Origin of the sequence: Mesorhizobium sp. LNHC221B00 (assembly GCF_000502935.1) — a bacterium.
Classification (GTDB): Bacteria; Pseudomonadota; Alphaproteobacteria; order Rhizobiales; family Rhizobiaceae; genus Mesorhizobium; species Mesorhizobium opportunistum.
Genome location: NZ_AYWR01000014.1, coordinates 105044 through 127591, shown reverse-complemented (window position 1 = coordinate 127591; position 22548 = coordinate 105044). Strand labels below are relative to the sequence as shown.

21 protein-coding genes and 1 pseudogene are annotated in these 22548 nt (G+C 64.5%); 11 read left to right on the top strand and 11 right to left on the bottom strand.

What is annotated here, in order from left to right; all coding sequences use genetic code 11:
* Nucleotide 1: 1 nt before the first annotated feature.
* The 3 genes from X741_RS147505 (at nucleotide 2) to X741_RS147515 (ending at nucleotide 4260) form a co-directional block, all read left to right on the top strand.
* A complete protein-coding gene (locus X741_RS147505) occupies nucleotides 2-2566 on the top strand; it encodes an ABC transporter permease (protein WP_023778917.1) in 2565 nt (854 codons plus the stop codon).
* A 227-nt stretch (nucleotides 2567-2793) separates the two neighbouring features.
* The gene (locus X741_RS147510; protein WP_023768411.1) at nucleotides 2794-3567 is read left to right on the top strand and encodes a Bax inhibitor-1/YccA family protein; all 774 of its coding nucleotides are present in this window, start codon (nucleotides 2794-2796) and stop codon (nucleotides 3565-3567) included.
* A 117-nt stretch (nucleotides 3568-3684) separates the two neighbouring features.
* A complete protein-coding gene (locus X741_RS147515; RefSeq protein WP_023778916.1) occupies nucleotides 3685-4260 on the top strand; it encodes a GNAT family N-acetyltransferase in 576 nt (191 codons plus the stop codon).
* A 131-nt stretch (nucleotides 4261-4391) separates the two neighbouring features.
* Here the strand turns inward: X741_RS147515 and X741_RS147520 are convergent, their stop codons facing one another.
* Nucleotides 4392-4778, bottom strand: coding sequence for a DUF2794 domain-containing protein (locus X741_RS147520; RefSeq protein WP_023778915.1), 387 nt, complete (start codon nucleotides 4776-4778; stop codon nucleotides 4392-4394).
* Between the two features lie 501 nt (nucleotides 4779-5279).
* Here X741_RS147520 and X741_RS147525 point away from each other — a divergent pair.
* Entirely contained in the window at nucleotides 5280-6665 is a 1386-nt protein-coding gene (locus tag X741_RS147525) for an FAD-binding oxidoreductase (RefSeq protein WP_023778912.1), read from the top strand.
* Nucleotides 6666-6672: 7 nt separating this feature from the next.
* Here the strand turns inward: X741_RS147525 and X741_RS01000000166945 are convergent.
* Nucleotides 6673-7457, bottom strand: a pseudogene (locus X741_RS01000000166945) (thioredoxin family protein).
* 178 nt (nucleotides 7458-7635) lie between these two features.
* On the opposite strand from X741_RS01000000166945, the gene X741_RS147530 reads away from it, so the two are divergent.
* Nucleotides 7636-8328: a ceramidase domain-containing protein gene (locus X741_RS147530; RefSeq protein WP_023778911.1), complete on the top strand. Its 693-nt coding sequence runs from the start codon at nucleotides 7636-7638 to the stop codon at nucleotides 8326-8328.
* A gap of 82 nt (nucleotides 8329-8410) precedes the next feature.
* Here X741_RS147530 and acnA read toward each other — a convergent pair whose 3' ends face one another.
* Nucleotides 8411-11101, bottom strand: coding sequence for an aconitate hydratase AcnA (gene acnA / locus X741_RS147535; RefSeq protein WP_023778910.1), 2691 nt, complete (start codon nucleotides 11099-11101; stop codon nucleotides 8411-8413).
* 285 nt (nucleotides 11102-11386) lie between these two features.
* Here acnA and ccmA point away from each other — a divergent pair, with 285 nt between their 5' ends.
* The 4 genes from ccmA to X741_RS147555 all read left to right on the top strand — a co-directional run bounded on the left by ccmA (nucleotide 11387) and on the right by X741_RS147555 (nucleotide 13736).
* Nucleotides 11387-11995 (top strand): heme ABC exporter ATP-binding protein CcmA, encoded by a 609-nt coding sequence (ccmA, locus tag X741_RS147540; RefSeq protein WP_023778909.1) that lies wholly within the window; start codon nucleotides 11387-11389, stop codon nucleotides 11993-11995.
* 193 nt (nucleotides 11996-12188) lie between these two features.
* Entirely contained in the window at nucleotides 12189-12854 is a 666-nt protein-coding gene (ccmB, locus tag X741_RS147545; RefSeq protein WP_023768421.1) for a heme exporter protein CcmB, read from the top strand.
* Nucleotides 12855-12993: 139 nt separating this feature from the next.
* On the top strand, nucleotides 12994-13164 hold the full coding sequence (gene ccmD, locus X741_RS147550) for a heme exporter protein CcmD (RefSeq protein ID WP_023778908.1): 171 nt from the start codon (nucleotides 12994-12996) through the stop codon (nucleotides 13162-13164).
* Nucleotides 13161-13736 carry a DsbE family thiol:disulfide interchange protein gene (locus X741_RS147555; RefSeq protein ID WP_023778907.1) on the top strand — a complete coding sequence of 192 codons (576 nt, stop codon included), beginning with the start codon at nucleotides 13161-13163 and terminating at the stop codon, nucleotides 13734-13736. Before ccmD ends, X741_RS147555 begins: the two co-directional genes overlap by 4 nt.
* A 152-nt stretch (nucleotides 13737-13888) precedes the next feature.
* On the opposite strand, the gene X741_RS1000000168765 is transcribed toward X741_RS147555, so the two are convergent.
* A complete protein-coding gene (locus X741_RS1000000168765) occupies nucleotides 13889-14056 on the bottom strand; it encodes a hypothetical protein (RefSeq protein ID WP_013892234.1) in 168 nt (55 codons plus the stop codon).
* A 292-nt stretch (nucleotides 14057-14348) separates the two neighbouring features.
* Here X741_RS1000000168765 and X741_RS147560 point away from each other — a divergent pair, with 292 nt between their 5' ends.
* Nucleotides 14349-15269, top strand: a complete 921-nt coding sequence (locus tag X741_RS147560) for an SMP-30/gluconolactonase/LRE family protein (protein WP_023778906.1) — start codon at nucleotides 14349-14351, stop codon at nucleotides 15267-15269.
* Between the two features lie 162 nt (nucleotides 15270-15431).
* Nucleotides 15432-15641 (top strand): 4-oxalocrotonate tautomerase family protein, encoded by a 210-nt coding sequence (locus X741_RS147565; protein ID WP_023758919.1) that lies wholly within the window; start codon nucleotides 15432-15434, stop codon nucleotides 15639-15641.
* Between the two features lie 213 nt (nucleotides 15642-15854).
* Here the strand turns inward: X741_RS147565 and X741_RS147570 are convergent, their stop codons facing one another.
* From X741_RS147570 to X741_RS1000000168760, 7 genes are all read right to left on the bottom strand, one after another.
* The gene (locus X741_RS147570; protein WP_023778905.1) at nucleotides 15855-16388 is read right to left on the bottom strand and encodes an NADPH-dependent FMN reductase; all 534 of its coding nucleotides are present in this window, start codon (nucleotides 16386-16388) and stop codon (nucleotides 15855-15857) included.
* A 41-nt stretch (nucleotides 16389-16429) separates the two neighbouring features.
* Nucleotides 16430-17050 carry a pyridoxamine 5'-phosphate oxidase family protein gene (locus X741_RS147575; protein WP_023778904.1) on the bottom strand — a complete coding sequence of 207 codons (621 nt, stop codon included), beginning with the start codon at nucleotides 17048-17050 and terminating at the stop codon, nucleotides 16430-16432.
* A gap of 71 nt (nucleotides 17051-17121) precedes the next feature.
* Nucleotides 17122-17814 (bottom strand): septation protein A, encoded by a 693-nt coding sequence (locus tag X741_RS147580; RefSeq protein ID WP_023778903.1) that lies wholly within the window; start codon nucleotides 17812-17814, stop codon nucleotides 17122-17124.
* 51 nt (nucleotides 17815-17865) lie between these two features.
* Nucleotides 17866-19653 carry a signal recognition particle-docking protein FtsY gene (gene ftsY / locus X741_RS0135330; protein WP_348625691.1) on the bottom strand — a complete coding sequence of 596 codons (1788 nt, stop codon included), beginning with the start codon at nucleotides 19651-19653 and terminating at the stop codon, nucleotides 17866-17868.
* 351 nt (nucleotides 19654-20004) lie between these two features.
* Nucleotides 20005-21366 carry a tRNA (N(6)-L-threonylcarbamoyladenosine(37)-C(2))-methylthiotransferase MtaB gene (gene mtaB / locus X741_RS147585; protein WP_198023980.1) on the bottom strand — a complete coding sequence of 454 codons (1362 nt, stop codon included), beginning with the start codon at nucleotides 21364-21366 and terminating at the stop codon, nucleotides 20005-20007.
* Nucleotides 21363-22247, bottom strand: coding sequence for a diaminopimelate epimerase (gene dapF, locus X741_RS147590; protein WP_023778900.1), 885 nt, complete (start codon nucleotides 22245-22247; stop codon nucleotides 21363-21365). Before dapF ends, mtaB begins: the two co-directional genes overlap by 4 nt.
* Nucleotides 22248-22320: 73 nt before the next feature.
* Nucleotides 22321-22482 (bottom strand): DUF1328 family protein, encoded by a 162-nt coding sequence (locus X741_RS1000000168760; protein ID WP_013892243.1) that lies wholly within the window; start codon nucleotides 22480-22482, stop codon nucleotides 22321-22323.
* Nucleotides 22483-22548 lie beyond the last annotated feature (66 nt).

Here is a 22548-nt window from a genome sequence, read left to right as displayed (position 1 = left end):
CATGGCGGAAAAGGGGGCTGGCTGGTCGCGGACCTTTTCACTCGCCGTCCGCTTCTCGCTGCGCGAAATGCGCGGCGGCCTTTCCGGCTTCCTGATTTTCCTCGCCTGCATCGCGCTTGGCGTCGCGGCAATCGGCGGCGTCAATTCGGTGGCGCGCTCGATCAGTGCCGGCGTCGCCAGCCAAGGCCAGACGCTGCTTGGCGGCGACCTTCGCTTCCAGATCAACCAGCGTGACGCCAGCCCGGCCGAACGCGGCTTCCTCGACGGGCTGGGTGCGGTCTCGCGCACCGCCAGCATGCGTTCGATGGCGCGCCTGGCCGACGGGTCCGACCAGGCGCTGGTCGAGGCCAAGGCGGTCGACGACGCCTACCCTCTCTACGGCGCGCTGGAAACCGAGCCGGTGCTGACGGAACAGGAATTGTTCGGCAGGCAATTCGGCGTTTTCGGTGCGGCCGCGCCCGATCTCTTGTTCGAGCGGCTGCATGTCAAGCTCGGCGACCGGCTGAAGCTCGGCACCGCCACATTCGAACTGCGCGCCAGGCTGGTCACCGAGCCGGATGCCGTGTCCGACGGTTTCGGCTTCGCGCCGCGGCTGATGATCTCGACCGAGGCGCTTGCCGCCACCGGGCTGGTGCAGCCGGGCAGCCTGGTCGAGAACGCCTACAAGATCCGACTGCCGGCTGACGCCGACGAAGCGCGGCTGAAAGCCATCCAGGACCAGGCGGCAAAGGATTTTCCCGAGGCCGGCTGGTCGATCCGCACGCGCGGCAATGCCGCGCCGGCGCTGTCGGCCAACATCGAACGGTTCTCGCAGTTTCTGACGCTGGTCGGGCTGACGGCGCTGGTGGTCGGCGGCGTCGGCGTCGCCAATGCGGTGCGCGCCTATCTCGACGGCAAGCGTGGCGTCATCGCCACCTTCAAGAGCCTTGGCGCTTCCGGCGGCTTCGTCTTTACCGTCTACCTCGTGCAGATCCTGATCATCGCGGCCCTTGGCATCGTGCTCGGCCTTGTCATCGGGGCGCTGATGCCGTTCGCGGCAAGCGCTGCCCTGCAGTCCGTCATTCCGGTGCCGGCGCAAGGCGGTTATTATCCCGGCGCGCTCGGCATGGCCGCGCTGTTCGGGCTGCTGGTGACGCTGGCTTTCGCGCTGCTGCCGCTCGGCCGCGCCCGCGACGTGCCGGCGACCGCGCTGTTCCGGGAGATGGGGATGGAAGGCCGTGGCCGGCCGCGCCTCGTCTACGTCGCTTCGGCGCTTGGCATCGCGCTGTTCCTGGCGGCGTTGGCGATCCTGTTCTCGGGCGACCAGCGCATCGCCTCGATCTTTGTCGGGGCCACGATCTTCGCCTTCCTGGTGCTGCGCCTCGTCGGCTCGCTGGTGCAGTGGGCGGCGAGGAAGAGCCCGCGTGTGCGCTCCGTGGCGCTCCGGCTTGCCGTCGGCAACATCCACCGGCCCGGCGCCTTGACTCCCTCGGTGGTGCTTTCGCTGGGGCTCGGGCTGACGCTATTGGTGACGCTGGCGCTGATCGACGGCAATCTGCGGCGGCAGATATCCGGCAACCTGCCCGAGCGGGCGCCGAACTTCTTCTTCGTCGACATCCAGGGCAGCGATGTCGATGCGTTCTCCGCCCTGATCGGCAAGGAAGCGCCGCTGGGCACGCTGGCCAAGGTGCCGATGCTGCGTGGCCGAGTGATGGCGCTGAACGGCGTCGACGTCGACAAGGTCAAGGTGCCGGCCGAAGGCGCCTGGGTGCTGAAAGGCGATCGCGGCCTGACCTATGATGCGAAACAGCCTGAAAACGCGACGCTGACCGAGGGCAAATGGTGGCCGGACAATTATTCCGGCGAGCCGCTGGTCTCGTTTTCGGCGCAGGAGGGCAAGGAAATCGGGCTGAAGCTCGGCGACACCGTCACCGTCAATGTCCTCGGCCGCAACGTCACGGCCAGGATAGCCAGTTTCCGCCAGGTCGAATGGGAGACGATGGGCATCAATTTCGTCATGGTGTTCTCGCCCAACACATTCACTGGCGCCCCGCATGGGTGGATGGCGACGCTGACCGAAAAGAGCGCCACGACGGCCGACGATGCGCGCATCCTCAATGCCGTCACCCGCGCCTTCCCGGCGGTGACGACGGTGCGCGTCAAGGATGCGCTCGATGTCGTCAACCGGCTGGTCGGCCAGCTCGGCACGGCGATCAGGGCCGCAGCCGGGGTGGCGCTGATCGCCTCGGTGCTGGTGCTGGCCGGCGCGCTTGCCGCCGGCAACCGGGCGCGCATCCATGACGCGGTGGTGCTGAAGACGCTTGGCGCGACCAGGAGAACGCTGATAACGGCATTCTCGCTGGAGTACATGCTGATCGGATTGGCCACGGCACTCTTCGCGCTGGCGGCCGGCGGGATCGCGGCCTGGTACATCGTCGCCCGCATCATGACCCTGCCATCGCATTTCATGCCGGAAGTGGCGGTCGCAACCATCGTCTTCGCGCTGGTGATCACGGTCGGCATCGGTCTTGCCGGCACCTGGCGGGTGCTCGGCCACAAGGCGGCACCGGTGCTGCGCAACCTGTAAATTCAGGGCCGGAACGGCCATCCCAGGTTAAATCTTGGTAAGAATGCCGGCCAGAAAGCCCGGGAATCGGCATTTCGGCCTCTCACGAACCGTTACATCCGGTTACGGTCTTGTTCTTGACGCGAATAACCATCATATTTCGCCACAGGCATGCTGGAGCCCCGCCAGCGGCGCCTGGGTCCGGATGGACCTGACACCGGACGGGGCAGAAGCAATAGAGGATTCCAATGGCTGAACCCATTCGCAATTATCAGACGCGCGCCGTGCCCGGCGCCGGCGTCGATATCGATCAGGGCCTGCGCGCCTACATGGTCAAGGTCTACAATCTGATGGGGCTTGGCCTCCTCATCACCGGCCTTGCCGCTGTCGGCACGATCATGCTGGCCACCACCACCGATCCGGCCTCGGCTGTCGCAACGCTGCCGAGCGGTGAAATGCTGACCTCCTTCGGCTACGCAATCTTCGGCTCGCCGCTACGCTGGGTGGTGATTCTAGCCCCGCTGGCCGCGGTGATGTTCCTGTCGTTCCGCGTCCAGTCGATGAGCGTTTCGGCGGCGCAGACGACGTTCTGGGTCTATGCCGGCCTCGTCGGCCTATCGCTGTCGTCGATCTTCCTGGTCTACACCACGGCAAGCATCGCGCAGACCTTCTTTGCCACCGCCGCCGGCTTCGGCGCGCTGTCGCTCTATGGCTACACGACCAAGCGCGACCTGACGGCGATGGGCTCGTTCCTGATCATGGGCGTGTTCGGCCTGATCATCGCGATGGTGATCAACATCTTCCTGCAGTCGTCGGCGCTGTCCTTCGCCGTCTCGGCGATCGGCGTGCTGATTTTCGCCGGCCTCACCGCCTATGACACGCAGAAGATCAAGGAGATGTATTTCGAGGGTGATGCTTCCGATGTCGCCGGCCGCAAGGCCATCATGGGCGCGTTGAGGCTCTATCTCGACTTCATCAATCTGTTCATGTTCCTGCTGCAGTTCATGGGCGACCGCCGCTAAGGCACGCATCATGGTCTGACTGGACCATCGGGTTTGGAAGGGCGGCCCAACAGCCGCCCTTTTCTTTTGCGCCGGTCTTTGCTGTTATCGAAGGCAAATGAAAGGCTTGCATAAAGAATGAGCAATATTGCGATCCGGCCGGCGACCTCGGCCGACCTCGACACCATCACAGAAATCTATGCCGATGCGGTGAAGAACGGCACGGCGAGCTACGAACTGGAGCCGCCCAGTCGCACCGAAATGGGCAAGCGATTCGACACGCTGACGGCCGGCGGCTTCCCCTATCTGGTGGCGGAGAAGGATGGCGCCGTGCTCGGCTATGCCTATGCCGGCGCCTTCCGCCCGCGCCCGGCCTATCGCTTCGTCGTCGAGGATTCGGTCTATGTCGCGCCTGACGCCAAGGGCCAGGGTGTCGGCCTCAGACTGATGCAAAGCCTGATCGCGGCGGTGGAGGCGGCGGGCTTCCGCCAGATCGTCGCGGTGATCGGCGACGGCCATCCCGACAGCGCCTCGGTCAAGCTGCATGAAAGGCTCGGCTTCCGCCATTCAGGCCGCCTCGAGGGCTCCGGCTACAAGCACGGCCGCTGGCTGGACACGGTGTTCATGCAACTGACGCTGAATGGCGGCGCATCGCTCCCGCCCGCCGCTGATTCGTTGCCGGAGCGGAGGTTTCGCGAGGGCAGGGGGAATTGAGGAATTGGAGAACTGAGGAATTGGGGAACTGGAGAACTGGAGAACTGGAGAACTGGAGAACAAAAGAAGGTGGCAGTTACATCAGTCGCCGAATCCGTTTCTCCTCAGTTCCTCAGTTCCTCAGTTCCCCCTCAGGCGTCAACAACCTTCAGCTTGCTGTCGAAGACGCCAAGCACGCGGCCGAGTTCCTGGCCGCGCTTGAGGATGCGGCCGCCGGCGGCGATGACGGCGAAGGCGCCCTGCTTGCGCGCCAGTTTCGGGTCCTTGACGATCTGGAAAAGCGGCACTTCGCTGGCGCGGCGGAAGACGGAAAACACTGCTCGGTCCGTGAGATGGTCGATGGCGTAGTCGCGCCATTCGTTGGCGGCGACCATCCGTCCGTACAGCCTCAGGATCTGGTCGAGCTCGCGCCGCTCGAAGCGCACCGGCTGGTCGAGGCGCTCGCGTCGGGCCTCGTGCAGCGGGATCAATATTGCGGATGCGTCCCCATCCCCCATCCCGCCGCTGTCATCAGTCATGCCTCGATCCTTCGAAAATGAATCTTTGCCAACCAAAGTTGGCCCCTTCGCCATCGAATTGCAAGAGCCGGCGAAGCAGCGCCAGCGACGCGCCGTTTCGGTCACGTCCAGTCACATTTGCGAACCGCATGTTGGAATTGGTGATGCTCTGCCACATTTCTGCCTTTTTTTATCCGCGCTCGTGCCCCAATCTCCGACGAATTTACCGGCGTTGCCTGAGACGGTTCGGTCCGGCACCGGCTCGTAAACCCCAAGCCCCCCGCCCACGGGTCTGCGTCGGATCGAACCAACCTCGGTTTTTCCTTGGAAAAACCGGGTGCGACGATCCCAAAACCTAAATGACCGACGTCAGAAGCAAGCTGACGTCGGTTTTTTCATGCCCGTATCGCCGCGACGGCGGATTTCCCTCACCGAGAGCCTGTTTGCGAACCCGCGTCATGATTGGCGCGACCGCTGCCTCGAATCCTGTCACGCTCACCTGAACCATTCGAGAGCATCCCCATGCAAGCCAAGCACAATGGCGACGTGTCGTTCTGGTATGCAGATATAGGCGGCGTGCCGGCTTATCGCCCTGCGCTGCCCGGCGACATCGAGGCCGATATCTGCATCGTCGGCGCCGGCTACACCGGATTGTGGACGGCCTATTACCTGAAGAAGGCTCAGCCTTCGCTGCGCATCGCCATCGTCGAGAAGGAGTTCGCCGGTTTCGGCGCCTCGGGCCGCAATGGCGGCTGGCTATCGGGCGGCTTCAGCTGGTCGCGCGAGAAATATGCGGCATCCTCGTCGCGGGGCGCTGTCATCGACATGCAGCGCGCCATGTTCGGCACCGTCGACGAAGTGATCTCGGTGACGCAAGCCGAGGGCATCGATGCCGATATCCGCCGCGTCGACAACATCACCGTGGCCACCAACACCGCGCAGCTGCAGCGCGCCAGGGCGGAATACGATGAACTCCTGCGCTGGGACATGCCACCGGAGAGGCTGGCCTTCCTCGACCCCGGGGAGGCGCGCGAGCGCATCGCCATCGACAAGGTGCTGGGCGGCTTCGTCGTCCGCAACGTCGCCCGCGTGCAGCCGGCCAAGCTGGTGCAAGGCCTGGCGGCGGCGGTCGTGCGATCAGGCGTTCCGATCTATGAGCAGACGCAGGTTCTGGCGATCGAAAAAGGCAAGGTGACCACCGATCGGGGCATCGTGCGCGCCGAAAAGATCGTGCGTGCCACCGAAGGGTTCACGGCCGGCATTCCCGGCCTCAAGCGCCTCTGGCTGCCGTTGAATAGCGCCATCGTGGTGACCGAGCCGCTGCCGCAGAAGCTGTGGGACACGATCGGCTGGAGCGGCTACGAGGTGCTGGGCGATGCCGCGCACACCTATTGCTATGCGCAGCGAACGCGGGAAGGCCGGATCGCCATGGGCGGCCGTGGCGTGCCCTACCGTTTCGGCTCGCGCACGGATGTGCGCGGCCAGACCCAGCGGGCGACCATCGACCAGCTGCACGAGATCCTGACCAGGCTGTTGCCGCAGACCAAGGGCGTGCGCCTCGACCACGCCTGGTGCGGTACGCTCGGCGTGCCGCGCGACTGGTGCACCACCTCGGGCTTCGATCGCGAGACCGGCATCGGCTGGGCCGGCGGCTATGTCGGGCTCGGCGTTTCCAGCTCGAACCTGTCGGGCCGCACCTTGCGCGACCTCGTGCTCGGCCACGACACCGAACTGACCCGGCTGCCCTGGGTCAACCGCACGGTCAAGAAATGGGAGCCGGAACCGCTGCGCTGGCTCGGCGTCCACTCCATGTACCAGCTCTATCGCATCGCCGACCGGCGCGAGGCAAACGGTCTCGGCCGAACGTCCCGCCTCGCGGCCTTCGCCGATCGGCTGACCGGGCATTGAAGTCTTTTCAAGGCTTGTGGATGAAGGCGGCGCCGAGAATGGGTCCGGGCATGCCGTCCTTGCCGGCCGATTGCAAGAGCACGGCGCAGCCGCCCTTCTTGACGATCTCGCTTATCGGCAATTCATAGCGCTGCGCCTTGCCGTGCCACATGCCGGCGGTCTGGATGCCGGTAACCGCGTTCCAATAGGTCATTTTGCGGCCGGAGTTCTCGCCCTGGGCGATCTTGATCGTCTGCGGCGGCTCGAAATAGACGATGACGACATGGGCATCGCTGGGGCCGGTGCCGGCATCGCCGGCATCGATGATCACNCACGGTCGCTGGTCCGGCTGACCTTGATGGCGACGCGCATGCCTTCGCCGGATCTTGCCATTCGGGCGAGCGCGCCATCGACCTCGGTGCGATTGGCGCCGTTGACATGGATGCGGCCATTGAGCACCGCCTGCGGCGTATAGACGGAGCGGCTGCCGAAGGCGCGCATGTAGTCGTACTGCCGCTCGGTGTTCTCCTTGCGGCTCAGCGTGTCCTTCCAGCCGAGATAGTCCCAATAGTCGACGTGATAGGCGAGCGCGACAATGTCGTCCTTGGTGGCGAGTTCGGCGAAGAAGGCATCGGCCGGGGGACAGGAACTGCAGCCCTGGCTGGTGAACAGCTCGACCACGCCGAGCGGCTTGTCGGCCTGGGGTTCCGCATGCATTTTCTCGGATTCGCTGGCATGGCCAGCACCGGCAACCGCCGAGAAGGCCAGCGCAAGGGCTGCCAGCCACAGGGATCTTCGCGAGGCCATGACCATTCCAATTCCCGCCGGTGATGCCGGCTTTGTTCTGATTTGCCGAAATATGTGGCAGAAGCCGAAGTCAACGGGAAGTCACGTTGCGGTGAAATTTTGCCATTGCAGCCGCAGGTAAGGTCGCAATAGGAGTGGGCACTGCATTTCACTACGCGGTTCGATTCGGGCTGGGATCATCACCATGTGGCAAACTCTCCTGACCCCTGTCGATCTCTATTGCGAGCGGACCGGTTCTGGACTTTGGGCCGAGCCGACGAATGCTTTGACCAACCTCGCCTTCATCGCGGCGGGATTATGGGGTGTGCTCGAAGTGCGGCGGCACAAAACCGGCACCTTCGCGCAAGTGCTGGCCTGGTGGGTGGTGGCGATCGGCATCGGCTCGACGATCTTCCATATCTTTGCCACACGGGGCACGATCTGGGCCGATATCCTGCCGATAGCAAGCTTTACCCTGGCCTACACGCTGTTCAACCTGCGCCGTTTCCTCGGTATGGAATGGGGCAAGGCGATCGCTGTCTTCGTCGTCTTCTACGCGGTTGCCGGGCTGATCACCTTCGCCGTACCGGACTGGCTGCGCCAGGCATCGAACGGCACGACGGGCTATCTGCCGCCGTTCCTGGCGCTCGCCTTCTTCGGCGTCTGGGTGACGGTGAGCGGCAACCGCGCCGGCTGGTACAATCTGGCCGGTTCGGCGATCTTCGTGGTGTCCGTCATCTGCCGCATGATCGACCCGATGGTCTGCGGCAGCTTTCCGCTCGGCACGCATTTCCTGTGGCACATCTTCAACGGGCTGATGCTGGGTGTGCTGCTGGCGGCGGCAGCGCGGTATGGGGCGCCGAAGCAAGGGCAGCAGGCAGTAGGCAGTAGGCAGTAGGCAGTAGGCAGTAGGCAGTAGGCAGTAGGCAGTAGGCAGTAGGTGTTCTATTCCCTACTGCCTAAGCCCTACTCCCTTGCCGCTACGCGGCCAGATCGCGCAGCACGTATTGCAGGATGCCGCCGTTCTTGAAGTAGTCGAGCTCGTCCAGCGTATCGATGCGGCAGATGATCGGCACGTTCTTCACCGTGCCGTCGCCGTAGGTGACCTTGGCGTTCATCGTCTGGCGCGGCTTGATGGTGCTCAGGCCGTCGATCTCGACCACCTCGTCGCCCTTGAGGTTGAGCGAGGCCCATGAGGTGCCTTCCTCGAAAACAAAGGGGATGACGCCCATGCCGACCAGGTTCGAGCGGTGGATGCGCTCGAAGGACTGGGCGATGACGGCGCGGACGCCAAGCAGGTTCGTTCCCTTGGCCGCCCAGTCGCGCGAGGAGCCGTTGCCGTATTCGACGCCGGCGAAGATGACCAGCGGCACGCCTTCCTTCTTGTATTCCATCGCTGCGTCGTAGATCGATTCCTCTTCCTTCGACGGGTAGTGGATGGTGTAGCCGCCCTCGCGGCCGTTCTCGCCCAGCATGTGGTTGCGGATGCGGATGTTGGCGAAGGTGCCGCGCATCATCACTTCATGATTGCCGCGCCGTGTGCCGTACTGGTTGAAGTCGGCGACGCCGACGCCGTGGTCGGTGAGGTATTTGCCGGCAGGCGACGCCGCCTTGATCGAGCCCGCCGGCGAGATGTGGTCTGTGGTGATCTTGTCGCCGAACAGGCCGAGCACGCGGGCGCCCTTGATGTCGCCGATCTTGCCGAAACCAGCGGTCATGCCGGCGAAATAGGGCGGGTTCTGCACATAAGTCGAGTTGTCGTCCCAGGCATAGGTCTGGCCTTCCGGCGCCTTGACGTTCTGCCAGTATTCGTCGCCCTTGAAGACGTCGGCATATTTGCGGGCGAACAGCTCGCGGGTGACGTTCTTCTCGATGAACTCCTGGATCTCGGTCGAGCTCGGCCAGATGTCCTTGAGGTAGACCGGATTGCCATTCTTGTCCTCGCCGAGCGGCTCGGTGGTCAGGTCCCTGGTGACAGTGCCGGCCAGCGCATGGGCGACGACCAGCGGCGGTGACGCCAGGTAGTTCGCCTGCACGTCGGGCGAGACGCGGCCTTCGAAATTGCGGTTGCCGGAGAGCACCGCGGCTGCAATCAAGCCCTTATCGTTGATGGTCTTGGAGATCGGCGCCGGCAGCGGGCCGGAATTGCCGATGCAGGTGGTGCAGCCGAAGCCGACAAGATTGAAGCCGATCTGGTCGAGCTCCTTCTGCAGGCCGGATTTCTCCAGATACTCGGCGACCACCTGGCTGCCGGGCGCCAGCGAGGTCTTCACCCACGGCTTCTGCTTGAGGCCGAGACGGTTGGCGTTGCGCGCCAAAAGACCGGCGCCGATCAGCACGCTCGGATTCGAGGTGTTGGTGCACGACGTGATGGCGGCGATGACGACGTCGCCATGGCCGAGATCATGGTCGGTGCCTTCGACGGCATAGCGCTTGGAGATTTCGGCGGCCTTCTTGTATTCGGTCTCCATCGCCTTGGCGAAGCCGGCTGGAATGCCTTCAAGCGCGACGCGGCCTTCGGGGCGCTTGGGGCCGGCCATCGACGGCACGACGCTGCTCAACTCGAGTTCGAGCAGGTCGGTGAAGACCGGGTCGGCCGAGCCGGCCTCGCGCCACATGCCTTGCGCTTTGGAATAGGCTTCCACCAGCGCGATGCGGCTTTCCTCGCGACCGGACATTGTCAGATAGCGGATGGTTTCCGAATCGACCGGGAAGAAGCCGCAGGTGGCGCCATATTCGGGCGCCATGTTGCCGATGGTGGCGCGGTCGGCCAGCGTCATGTTGGACAGGCCCGGGCCGAAGAACTCGACGAACTTGCCGACGACGCCCTTCTTGCGCAGCATCTGGGTGACGGTGAGCACCAGGTCGGTGGCGGTGACGCCTTCCTTGAGCTTGCCGGTGAGGCGGAAGCCGATGACTTCGGGCAGCAGCATGGAGACCGGCTGGCCAAGCATGGCCGCCTCGGCCTCGATGCCGCCGACGCCCCAGCCGAGCACGCCAAGGCCGTTGATCATGGTGGTGTGCGAATCGGTGCCGACGCAGGTGTCCGGGTAAGCGGTGGTTTCGCCGTCCTCGGTGTTGGTCCACACCACCTGGCCGAGATATTCGAGATTGACCTGGTGGCAGATGCCGGTGCCGGGCGGCACGACGCGGAAGTTGCGGAACGCCTGCTGGCCCCATTTCAGAAACTTGTAGCGCTCCTCGTTGCGCTCGTATTCGAGCTCGACATTCCTGGCGAAAGCCAGCGGCGTGCCGAATTCGTCGACGATGACGGAATGGTCGATGACGAGGTCGACGGGCACCAGCGGGTTGATCTTCTGCGGGTCGCCGCCGAGCGAGGCCATGGCGTCGCGCATGGCGGCCAGATCCACCACGGCGGGAACGCCGGTGAAATCCTGCATCAGCACCCGGGCCGGGCGGTAGGCAATCTCGACGCCGGCCGTGCCCTTGTCGGTCAGCCAGCCGGCGACCGCCTGGATACTGTCCTTGGTGACCGAACGGCCGTCCTCGTTGCGCAGCAGATTTTCGAGCAGCACCTTCATCGAATAGGGCAGCTGGGCGATGCCGGTGAGGCCGTTCTTCTCGGCCTCGACGAGGTCGAAATAGACATACTCGGCGCCGCCCGCGGTCAGGGTGCGGCGGCAGTTGAAGCTATCGAGGGATTTTGACACGTGCGATCCGTCCTTGTCTGTTCAGCCTGAAAGGGAACGGACGCCGATGGCATGCAATCACGCGCAAAGGTGCGGGTACGGCCATTTCCGCTGTCCGTTCCCAAGCAACCCGAGCCGTTCAAGGCGGCGCGTGCGCTGGTTCGGCGCAAATTCTGTTCCCGCGCCGACCGCTGGCACGGATGCACCGCATATAGAGAATTTTCTGGAATAGTTCTAGACAGTTGCGGAGCAAATTTGTGCGATGCGGCAGCGCTCGCGAAACATTGATTTCAGGGCAGGCGAGGGATGCGGCTGATCGCCGAAAATCTGGGCGGCGAACGCGGCGGCGAGACGGTGTTTTCCGGCGTCGGTTTTGCGCTCGACCAAGGCCAGGCGCTGGTCGTCACCGGGCCGAACGGATCGGGCAAATCGACCTTGCTCAGGATCGTCGCCGGGCTGTTGCCGGTGGCCGAAGGCCGGTTGCTGCTCGAAGGCGGCGGCGAGGCCTTTCCGTCCATTGCCTCGGCCTGTCATTACCTTGGCCACCAGAACGCGATGAAGCCGGCGCTGAGCGTGGCGGAAAACCTGCGCTTCTGGCGCGATTTCAACGGTGGCGGAGACGTCAGCGTCGACGAGGCGCTGGAGACCGTCGGGCTCGGCGGCATCGGCCATCTGCCGTTCGGCTATCTCTCGACAGGACAGAGGCGGCGCGCCGCGATCGCCAAGCTTCTGGTCAGCCAGCGGCCGCTGTGGCTGCTCGATGAGCCGACGGCGGGGCTGGACAAGGCTTCGGAGACGCGGTTTGCGGGGCTGATGACGAAGCATTGTGCTGGGGGCGGGTTGATTGTCGCGGCGACGCATCTGCCGTTGGGATTGGATGGGGCGAAGACATTGGTGATGGGGGAAACGGATTGATGATGGTGCGAGGCACCCCCCTCTGTCCTGCCGGCCATCTCCCCCGCAAGGGGGGAGATCGGAAGTTGTCTCGGCCTTCGCCAATCTTCAACGTTCAAAGGCTGGGGAGCCGCATGAACTGCCAATCTCCCCCCTTGCGGGGGAGATGGCCGGCAGGTCAGAGGGGGGTGCCTGGGCGCCGGCATCTCACATCATGCTAGCCCTCTTCGCCCGCGACATCCGCCTCAACATCCGCGCCGGCGGCGGCGCTTTGACCGGCGTCATCTTCTTCCTGGCCGTCATCGCCACAATTCCCTTCGGCGTTGGACCGGACTTGAAGCTGCTTTCCCGCATCGGCCCGGCGATATTGTGGATAGGCGCGCTGCTGTCCTGCCTGCTCGGGCTCGACCGGCTGTTCCAGGCCGATCGCGAGGATGGCTCGCTCGATCTCCTGGTGCTCGGCAACGACCGGCACATGCTGGCGCTGACGGTGCTGGTGAAATGCCTGGCGCATTGGGCTGGCAGCGTGCTGCCGCTGGTGGTCGCGGCTCCCTTGCTCGGCCTGTTCATGAACATGGAGCCGCTGGCGATAGGCGCCACGGCGCTGACGCTGCTGGTTGGCACGCCGGCGATCACCTTCATCGGTGCCGCCGGGGCGGCGGTTGCGGTGGCGCTGCCGCGCGGCGGGCTCTTGATCTCTGTGCTGGTGCTGCCGCTGACCATACCGGTGCTGATCTTCGGTGTTTCGGCGAGCTATGGCGCCACCGCCAATCCCGATCCGTTTTTGCAACCCTTCCTCATTCTTGCCGCGCTGACACTGTTTCTTGCTGTGCTGGGACCAGTGTCGGCGGCGCTGGCCTTGCGCCACGGTACGGATTGATGCGGCAGTACAAGCCTGCAGAAGACCATGGGCCTGAGGACTGCGGCGCGGCGTCCGATTGCGAAGCTGCCGATGCGCGGCTAAGGGAAAGCATGATCGAACGACGGTTGAATGGAGACGCTGGAATGGAGCGGACCGCATGAGTGCGCATGCGCTCTATGTCGCCGCGGCCTATGCCATCACCGCGTTGGTTCTGGCCGGGCTGATCGGCTGGATCCTGCTCGACCAGCGGGCGCGCAGGCGCGAGCTCGCCGAACTCGAAGCAGCCGGCGTGAAGCGCCGTTCCGACAAGGGGACGGCAAAGCCGTGAGTAGCGAAACCGAAACACCGTCACGCAGCCGGCGCCTGTTCGTGCTCTTGCCGCTGCTGGTCTTCCTCGGCCTGGCAGGACTGTTCCTGTCGCAGCTATTGTCGGGGCGCGATATTTCGGAAGTGCCGTCGGCGCTGATCGGCCTGCCGGCGCCGCAGACCAACCTGCCGGCGCTGGAAGGGTCAAACCTGCCGGGGCTCAATTCCAAAACCTTCGTCGGCAAGGTGACGCTGGTCAACGTCTTTGCGTCGTGGTGCGCGCCATGTCGCGAAGAGCACCCGGTGCTTCTGGCGCTGTCGCAGGACAAGCGGTTCGTGATGGCGGCGCTGAACTACAAGGACCGGCCGGAGAACGCCCGACGGTTCCTCGGCGATCTCGGCAATCCGTTCCAGGCCATCGGTGTCGACGAAGCCGGCCGTGCGGCGATCGACTGGGGTGTCTATGGCGTGCCGGAAACCTTCGTCATCGGCAAGGACGGCAAGATCGCCTACAAGCATGTCGGCCCGCTGACGGCGGAGACGGCTAGGGATTTGTTACTGCCACAGATCGACAAGGCATTGGCGGCGCATTGATATTCAGGTGATGCCGGCCTGCAAACGGCGGCTTCCTGCGCTTCCGGTGCTCACGTACGAAAAGTACGCTCCGCTCCGGTTCTCAGAATCCACCGTTTTCGTCTCGGCCTGACCTGAATCTCAACGCGCCGGGGTGGCGCAAGGTCAAGAACTCAGCCGTAGATCTGCTTGTGGATCTGGTAGAGCATTTCCGAGCGATCGGCGCGCATGTCGGCGAGGTCGCGGCTGGAAAAGCTGTCGATTTCGGCGACGAGGCGGTTGTAGTGCTTGCGCTTGGCGATGCTGGTGCGAGCGCGGGTCATGAGATCGTTGAAGATCATAGCAAGGGTCCTTCTGTGCCGCATTCTGGCGGCGGGTTCTTCCTCCCTTGGCAGTACGGAACATGACATAGTATTGGTGCGTTGCAAAAAGAAGATGTTGCAATGCACCATTGCGCGCAGTGCATAGCCGGTTAATCGGGTCCTAAAGCGCGTTCGGGTCGGCGGCGTATGCCGAGCCAAGTCGACCGGCTGCTTCCTCTCCGTTTTGTCATACAAATTGCAGGCGTCCCGTCTTGCCATATCGATCGCGGACTGGCTTGATCCGGCGTCACGTGATGCCGGGAGGAAATGCATGGCGGCCGCAGACTATTACGAAATTCTCGATCCGCGCTTCGCGCGCCTGTTCAACGGCAACGCGCAGGTGGAAAAGCTGTTCACCGGATGCCGCTGGGCGGAAGGACCGGCCTGGTTCGCCGCCGGCCGCTATGTCGTCTGGTCCGACATTCCGAACAACCGCATGCTGCGCTACGATGAGACGGACGGCAGCGTCAGCGTGTTCCGGCAGCCATCGGGCAATTCGAACGGCAACACCGTCGATCGGCAGGGCCGGCTGGTGACGTGCGAGCACTCCGGCCGCCGCGTCAGCCGTACCGAGCATGACGGCTCGATCACCCCGATTGCCGCCAAATGGAAGGGCAAGCGGCTGAACTCGCCCAACGACGCGGTAGTGAAGTCCGACGGTTCGATCTGGTTCACCGATCCGACCTACGGCATCGACACCGACTATGAGGGCGACAAGGCCGAGAGCGAGATCGGTGCCTGCCACGTCTACCGGGTCGATCCCGATACCGGCGAGATCGAGGCGGTGATCACAGATATGGTGAGACCCAACGGGCTCGCCTTTTCGCTGGACGAGAGCCTGCTCTATGTCGTCGACACCGGCCGCACGCATGGCGCCGAGAACCCGGCGCATATGCGGGTCTTCAATGTCGGCAAGCACGGCAAGAAGGTGTCGGGCGGCAAGGTCTTCGCCGACTGCACGGCCGGCCTGTTCGACGGTTTCCGGCTCGACGCGGACGGGCGCATCTGGACCAGCGCCGCCGACGGCATCCATTGCTACGATCCGGACGGCACGCTGATCGGTAAGGTCAAGGTGCCGGAGGTGACCGCCAATTGCGTGTTCGGCGGCAACAAGCTGAACTGCCTGTACATCGCCGGCACCACCTCGCTCTACATGGTGCGGCTGATGGTGAACGGAGCCAAGACCTATTGAGGCTGCCTCAGACTTTTCTCTGGCGGGCCTTGATGGCGTTTCTGCGCATAACAGCGGCGCCTGGAGCGCCGAGGCCGCCAGAATCGCCGGCATACGGTTCGCCAGAGCGAATTTCGAAACCGCCTGCAGGCGGCACCATGCACAATTCAAGGGGAGGACGTCATGCCATTCGTCAACATCCGCATCGTCAAGGAAGTGATCGCCGCCGATCCGGCAGGCAAGAAGGCTGACATCGCCAAAAAAGTCACGGCCGCCATCATGGACGCCACCGGGCTCGGCAATGACGATGTCTGGGTGGTCTTCGAAGAGGTCAACGCCCGCGACTGGTATGTCGGCAAGACCGATGTGGAGACGTTGAGAGGGAAGAAGTAGGCGCCTCTCTCTTCCTTCTCCCCCTGCGGGAGAAGGTGGCCTCGCGAAGCGAGGTCGGATGAGGGGTGTTCCAGCTTGGCGATACGTCAACAATCGCCAGGTTTGAACCAGAAAAACCAACGCCTCACTCCGCTGGAACACCCCTCATCCGTCTCGGCGCTGCGCGCCGATCCACCTTCTCCCACAAGGGGGAGAAGGCAAAGGCGCCGCCGCTCAGCGCGTGCGGATGAACTCGGCGAAAGCCGAAAGCGCGTCGCGCATCGCCAGCACATTCGCCGGCTCAGCCAAAATAGCCTCTACCTCCTGCGGCTTCTTCCCCAGCAGCGCAATCTCCAGCACCGCGTCCTCATAAAGCGCGAACGACATGGTGCGCATGATTTCGGCCAAAGCGGCACGGGCGAACAGCGAGCGCGGCGAGGCGTGCATCAGCATGGCCGGCTTGGCGACGGCCGCGTCGCGCGAGACCAGCCAGTCGAGCGCGTTCTTCAGCCCGCCCGGTACGCCATGGGCATATTCGGGACAGGAGACGATAATGCCGTCGGCACTGGTGACGGCGTCGATCAGCTCGGAGGCCGCGTGCGGTGTCCGCTCGCCTTCATCGTCGGGGTTGAAGATCGGCAAGCGGCCAAGCCCGTCATAGACGGTGACGCGGCATCCGGCCGGCGCGTTGCGCGCCAATGCTTCGACCAAGGCCGAATTGGTGGAGGTGGCCCGCAGGCTGCCGGAGACGGCGAGGATGTTCAGCACAGTCGGTGAGGCCAGTTCGGACGAATCGGGTCCGGAAAAGCCTACCACATGGTCTGCTTGTATTCGTCGTCCAGCCAGCGGTCGGTCGCCTCGGCCGAATCGGCCAGCGCCAGCTGGTCGCGCAGGATCTGGCCGAGTGTCGGCAGCGTCGCGCGGTCGTACCAGGTCTCCGGCTTCCACAGGTCGGAGCGCATGAAGGCCTTGGCGCAATGCATGTAGGTGGCCTTGACGGTGACGACGATGACGCTTTGCGGCTCCTTGCCGTCGACGGAAAGGCGCTCGCGCAAGCCCGCGTCGACGGTGATGCGGGCATCGCCATTGACGCGCAGCGTCTCATTCATGCCGGGGATGAGGAAAAGCAGCCCGACCGAGGGATTGCGCAGGATGTTTTCCAGCGTGTCCAGCCGGTTGTTGCCGGGCCGGTCTGGAATGGCGATGGTCCTGTCGTCGAGAACGACGGCGAAGCCCGGTTTGTCGCCCTTCGGCGTTACGTCGGAATTGCCTTCGCCATCGGAGGAGCCGATCAGCACGAACGGGCTCTTGCCGATGAAGGAACGGCAATGGCCGTCGAGCGCCTTCAATTCCTTGCGAATCGAACCATCGGTCGGCCGCGGCGTCTTATAGATCGTCCGCAGTTCCTCGCGCGTGGAGACGAATTCCATGACCCTCTCTCCCATTTGGTTCTTGAGGCAATTCACTAGGGAAGGCGTTACGCGCTTTTCCTGGAATTGTTCTACTTGCCGGCCTTTTCTTCCCCGCCGGCCTTCTGTTCTCCACTTGCCTTGTCGTCCAGCGAATGGCGCAGGATCAGCGGCATTTGGCTGAAGGTGAACAGAAGCGTGATCGGCATGATGCCCCAGACCTTGAAGGTAACCCAGGTATCGGTGGAAAAATTGCGCCAGACCACTTCGTTGACGATGGCCAGGAACAGGAAGAACAGGCCCCAGCGGAAAGTGAGCTTGCGCCAGCCTTCGGCGTCGAGCTTGAAGGCGGACTCGAAGACATAGCCGAGCAGCGACCGGCCGAAGAACAGGCCGCCGAGCAGCACGCCGCCGAACAGCGTGTTGACGATGGTCGGCTTCATCTTGATGAAGATATCGTCCTGCAGATAGAGCGTCAGCGCGCCGAAGATGAAGACGACGACGCCGGACACCAACGGCATGATCGGCAAGCTGCGAATAAGCAGCCATGACACGACCAGCGCGATGGCCGTGGCGGCCATGAAGAGGCCGGTGGCGACGAAGATCGGGCCGCCGAACTCGGCCAGCACCGGGAATTTCTCCACCAGCCATGGGCCGCGCGCATTGGCAAAGAAGAAGACCAGCAAGGGCCCAAGCTCCAGCACCAGCTTGAGCAGCGGATTGACGCCTTCCTTCTTCTCTTTCTGCGGGTCGGACGGGTCGCGTTCGAGAATGGGTGGGTTCATGATCTTCCTTCTTACGCACGATCCCGTTCAAAAATTTTCGGGATCATGCCGCTACGCAACTCCAGCGATCGCCCTGGCGAATTCGCTTGCCGAGAAAGGTTCGAGGTCGTCGACCTGTTCGCCGACGCCGATGAAATAGACCGGCAATTTGTGCTTCGCCGCGATCGCCACCAGAATACCGCCGCGCGCCGTGCCGTCCAGCTTGGTCATCACCAGGCCGTTGACGCCGGCGACATTGCGAAAGATCTCGACCTGGTTGAGCGCGTTCTGGCCGGTGGTGGCGTCGACGGTTTGCAGCACGGTGTGCGGCGCTTCCGGATCGAGCTTGCCGAGCACGCGGACGATCTTTTCCAGTTCCGCCATCAGCTCGGTCTTGTTCTGCAGGCGGCCCGCGGTGTCGATGATCAGCACGTCGGAGCCGGCTTCCTTCGCCCGCTCGAAAGCATCGTAGGCGAGGCCGGCGGCATCGGCGCCGAGCTTGGAGGCGATGACCGGCGAGTTCGTGCGCTCGCCCCAGATCTTGAGTTGTTCGATCGCGGCAGCGCGGAAAGTGTCGCCGGCGGCGAGCATCACCGACAGGCCGCCATCGGTCAGCTTGGCAGCGAGCTTGCCGATGGTCGTGGTCTTGCCAGTGCCGTTGACGCCGACCACCAGGATGACATGCGGCTTGTGCGAGAGGTCGAGCTCCAGCGGCCTGGCGACGTGGGTCAGCACCTTCTCCACCTCGGCCGCCATGATGGCGCGCACCTCGGTGTCGGAGACGTCCTTGCCGTAGCGGCTGGAGGCCAGCGCATCGGTGACGCGCAAGGCCGTCTCCATGCCGAGGTCGGCGCGGATCAGCACGTCTTCGAGATCCTGCAGCGTCTCCTCGTCCAGCTTGCGCTTGGTGAAGACGCCGGCGATGTTGCCGGTGAGCTCGCGCGAGGAGCGGGCAAGCCCGTCGCGCATGCGCTGGAACCAGGAGCGCCTCGACGCCGGCTCCGGCGCCTTCACCGGTTCGGCCTTCTGCTCGACCTTCTTGGTGACGGTCACTTTACCCGGGGCGGGTTTGGGCTCCGGTGGTGGCTGGACGGGCTGCGCCTCGACCGGTGCAGATATAGCGTCGGGCGGCGTGCGCTTTACCTCCCCCTCGATGGGGGAGGTCCCGAGCGCAGCTCGGGGGTGGGGGTGACTGGCTCCGGCGTCGGCGCTGTCACCCCCCCCCCCCCCCCCCCCCCGCCCCCCCCCCCCNACCTCCCCCTCGATGGGGGAGGTCCCGAGCGCAGCTCGGGGGTGGGGGTGACTGGCTCCGGCGTCGGCGCTGTCACCCCACCCCGCCGCTTCGCGTCGACCCTCCCCATCGAGGGGAGGGTGGGGCGTTGGCGCTTCTTGCGTTTCCCCGTCCCTATACGGGGAGAAGGTGCCGGCAGGCGGATGAGGGGCGGCGCTGGCCTTTGAAGTCGGCTGTGCGGAAGGCGCGGCCGGCGGCACCTCGACAGGTGCGGGCTGTTCGGCTGGAACCTCGACAGGCGGGACCGGCACCTCGACGGGCGCTGGCTCCGGCGGTCCCTCCGGGCGCGACGGAACAATTTCCGGCTCGGCCGGCGCGGGAGCAGGAACTTCTTGCGGCTGAGGCTCGGGAACGGGCTCCGGAGCCGCCGGGGGTACCGGAATTTCCTCTGGCGCCGGTGGCTCCGGGGTCTCTGGCGCGGGTGCCGGCTCCTCGTCCGGCTCGGGCTCGGGCAGCGGTTCCGGTTCGGATGGGACCGTCGGCTCGGGCGAGGGCGGGATGGTGGGCGCCGGCTCGGGTGCTGGTTCTTCGGGTGCCGGTTGAGGCGCAGGCTTTACCTCCCCCTCGATGGGGGAGGTCCCGAGCGCAGCTCGGGGGTGGGGGTGACTAGCGCCAGCGTCGGCGCTATCACCCCGCCCCGCCGCTTCGCGTCGACCCTCCCCGTCGAGGGGAGGGTGGGGCGTCGGCGCCAGTTCCGATTCCGGCGCAACTGCCGGCGCAGGCACGCTCTCTGCCTCGGGCAGCGGCTCGTCGCGCTTCAGGAACTCCGGTACGGCCTGTTCGGCCGCCGGCTTCAGCGCGTCCAGCGCATCCCATTTGATCGGCGGGAGGGGCGCGGTCTCGTCGATCCGTTCCTCGACAATTTCTTTCTTGCCGAACGAAAATATCTTCTTGAAAAAACCAGCCATGCTTTGCGTTTCTCAGGCGGCGCAAGCGGCAAGCGGGGCCGCGATCAGCCGGGTGCCATCGTGGCCAGTAATTGTCGCTTCGACGATCTCGCCCGGGCTGCCGGCGCCGAGTGCGGCAAGCGTGAAGCCTTCGGTGCGGCCAAGCCCGTCATGCTCGATCAAGATCGACTGGCGTGTGCCGGGAAGTGACGAGAGGTGACGGCGATAGGCGGCTTCGCCGGCCGCGCGCAGCCGGGCGGCGCGCTGCTTGACCACCTCGCGGCGCAGCTGCGGCATGCGTGCGGCGGGCGTGCCTTCGCGCGGGCTGAACGGAAAGACGTGGAGATGGGTCAGGCCGCATTCGGCGACGATATCTATCGAGTTCTCGAACATGTCGTCGGTCTCGGTGGGGAAGCCGGCGATGATGTCGGCGCCGAAGACGATTGCAGGGCGCAGCTTGCGCACATCCTCGCAGAAGCGGATCGACTGGTCGCGCAGATGGCGGCGCTTCATGCGCTTCAGGATCATGTCGTCGCCCGATTGCAGCGACAGATGCAGGTGCGGCATCAGCCTGGGCTCGGTGGCGATGGCGTCGAGCAGGTCGTCGTCGGCCTCGATGGAATCGATCGACGACAGCCGCAGGCGCTTCACGTCCGGCACCTGCCTGAGGATCGTCTTCACAAGCTTGCCGAGCTTGGGCGCACCCGGCAGGTCGGCGCCGAAAGACGTCATGTCGACGCCGGTCAGCACGATCTCGGCATAACCGTTGCCGGCGAGACGCTTGACCTGCTCGACCACGGCGCCCATCGGCACCGAGCGCGAATTGCCGCGGCCGTAAGGGATGATGCAGAAGGTGCAGCGATGGTCGCAGCCATTCTGCACCTGGACGAAGGCACGCGCCCGGCCCTCGATGGCGTCGACCATGTGGCCGGCGGTCTCGCGCACCGAAAAAATGTCGTTGACGCGGGCCTTCTCGGTGTCGTTGACGCCAAAATCCGGCAGCGCGCGATAGGCGTTTGCCTTCAGCTTCTCCTCATTGCCAAGCACGAGATCGACCTCGTCCATGGCGGCGAATTTTTCGGGCTCGGTTTGCGCAGCGCAGCCGGTGACGATGATGCGCGCCTGCGGGTTGTCGCGGCGCGCCTTGCGGATCGCCTGCCTGGCCTGGCGCACGGCCTCGCCGGTGACGGCGCAGGTGTTGAAGATCACGGCACCGCCGGCCAGCGCGCCGAGACCCGCGGTTTCGGCCTCGCGCCGCATCACTTCGGATTCATAGGTATTCAGCCGGCAGCCGAAGGTCACCACGTCGATGCCATTGGAACGGGGGCCATTGGAACGGGGGGCCTCGGAGAGGGAGCCCTCGAAGACAGGGCTCTTCGACAGGGCCGACATCAGGCCGCGCTTTCGGTGTCGCGGGCCCAGGCGCCAGTCGAGGGATCGAAGCTGCCGGAAAATTCCCATTCGGCGGCACCGGTCAGGATGACATGGTCGTCGTCGCGCCATTCGACATGCAGCGTGCCGCCGCCGGGGGTCAGCAGGCTGACGCTGCGCCCGGTCCGCCTGGTGCGGGCCGCTGCCACCACGGCGGCGCAGGAGGCGGAGCCGCAGGCCTTGGTCAGGCCGGCGCCGCGTTCCCAGGTGCGGATGATCATGCTTTCGGGCGAGGTGACCTGCGCGATGGTGATGTTGGCGCGTTCGGGGAAGATCGGGTGGTTCTCAAGCAGCGGGCCGAAACGGTCGAGCTCGTAGGACCAGACGTCGCGGTCGACCCAGAAGATGGCGTGCGGGTTGCCCATCGAGACGGCCGAGGGGGAATGCAGCACCGGTGCGTCGATCGGGCCGATCTGCAATTCGATCATGCGGGTGTCGCGGAATTCTTCGGCCAGCGGAATGTCCTGCCAGCCGAAACGCGGCATGCCCATGTCGACCGAGATCGAGCCGTCGGCATGTTCACTGGCGTTGAGGATGCCGGCGACGGTCTCGAAGGTGAAGCTCTTCTGGCCGGTCTCGGCGGCGAGTGCCTGGACGACGCAGCGCATGCCGTTGCCGCAAGCCTGTGCACCGGTGCCGTCGGAATTCAATATGTCGATGAAAAAGGCGGTGCCCGGCGTCCTCGCATCGTGGATCGCCATGATCTGGTCGAAGCCGGTCGCGACATCCGCGTTGAGTGCGATCGCCGCGGCCGCCGTCACCCGATCGGCGCGACCGCGCATGTCGGCGACGATGATCTCGTTGCCGATGCCGTTCATCTTGGCGAAAGGGGTCGTGCTTGCCATCGCTCCGAAAAGTTCCGTGTCCGTTTGGCGCTATATGGCGGAAACGGGCGGGAATTACCAGTGCGCAGCCGCTTTACGTCACGGCGAAGACCCCAAACAAGATCAGCAGGAAGATGATGAGCACGATACCGATAAGGATGCGCGCGCCAGTGGCTGCGGCCCCGGCCAACGCCGGCATGCCGAGCAGGCTGGCGGCGGCGGCGATGATCAGGAGAATGATGATCCATCTGAGCATGGAAATGCCTCTCGAGCCGACAGATTTTGTAACTGCATGAAAACGCTGCTGTCGTGCTTGGGTTCC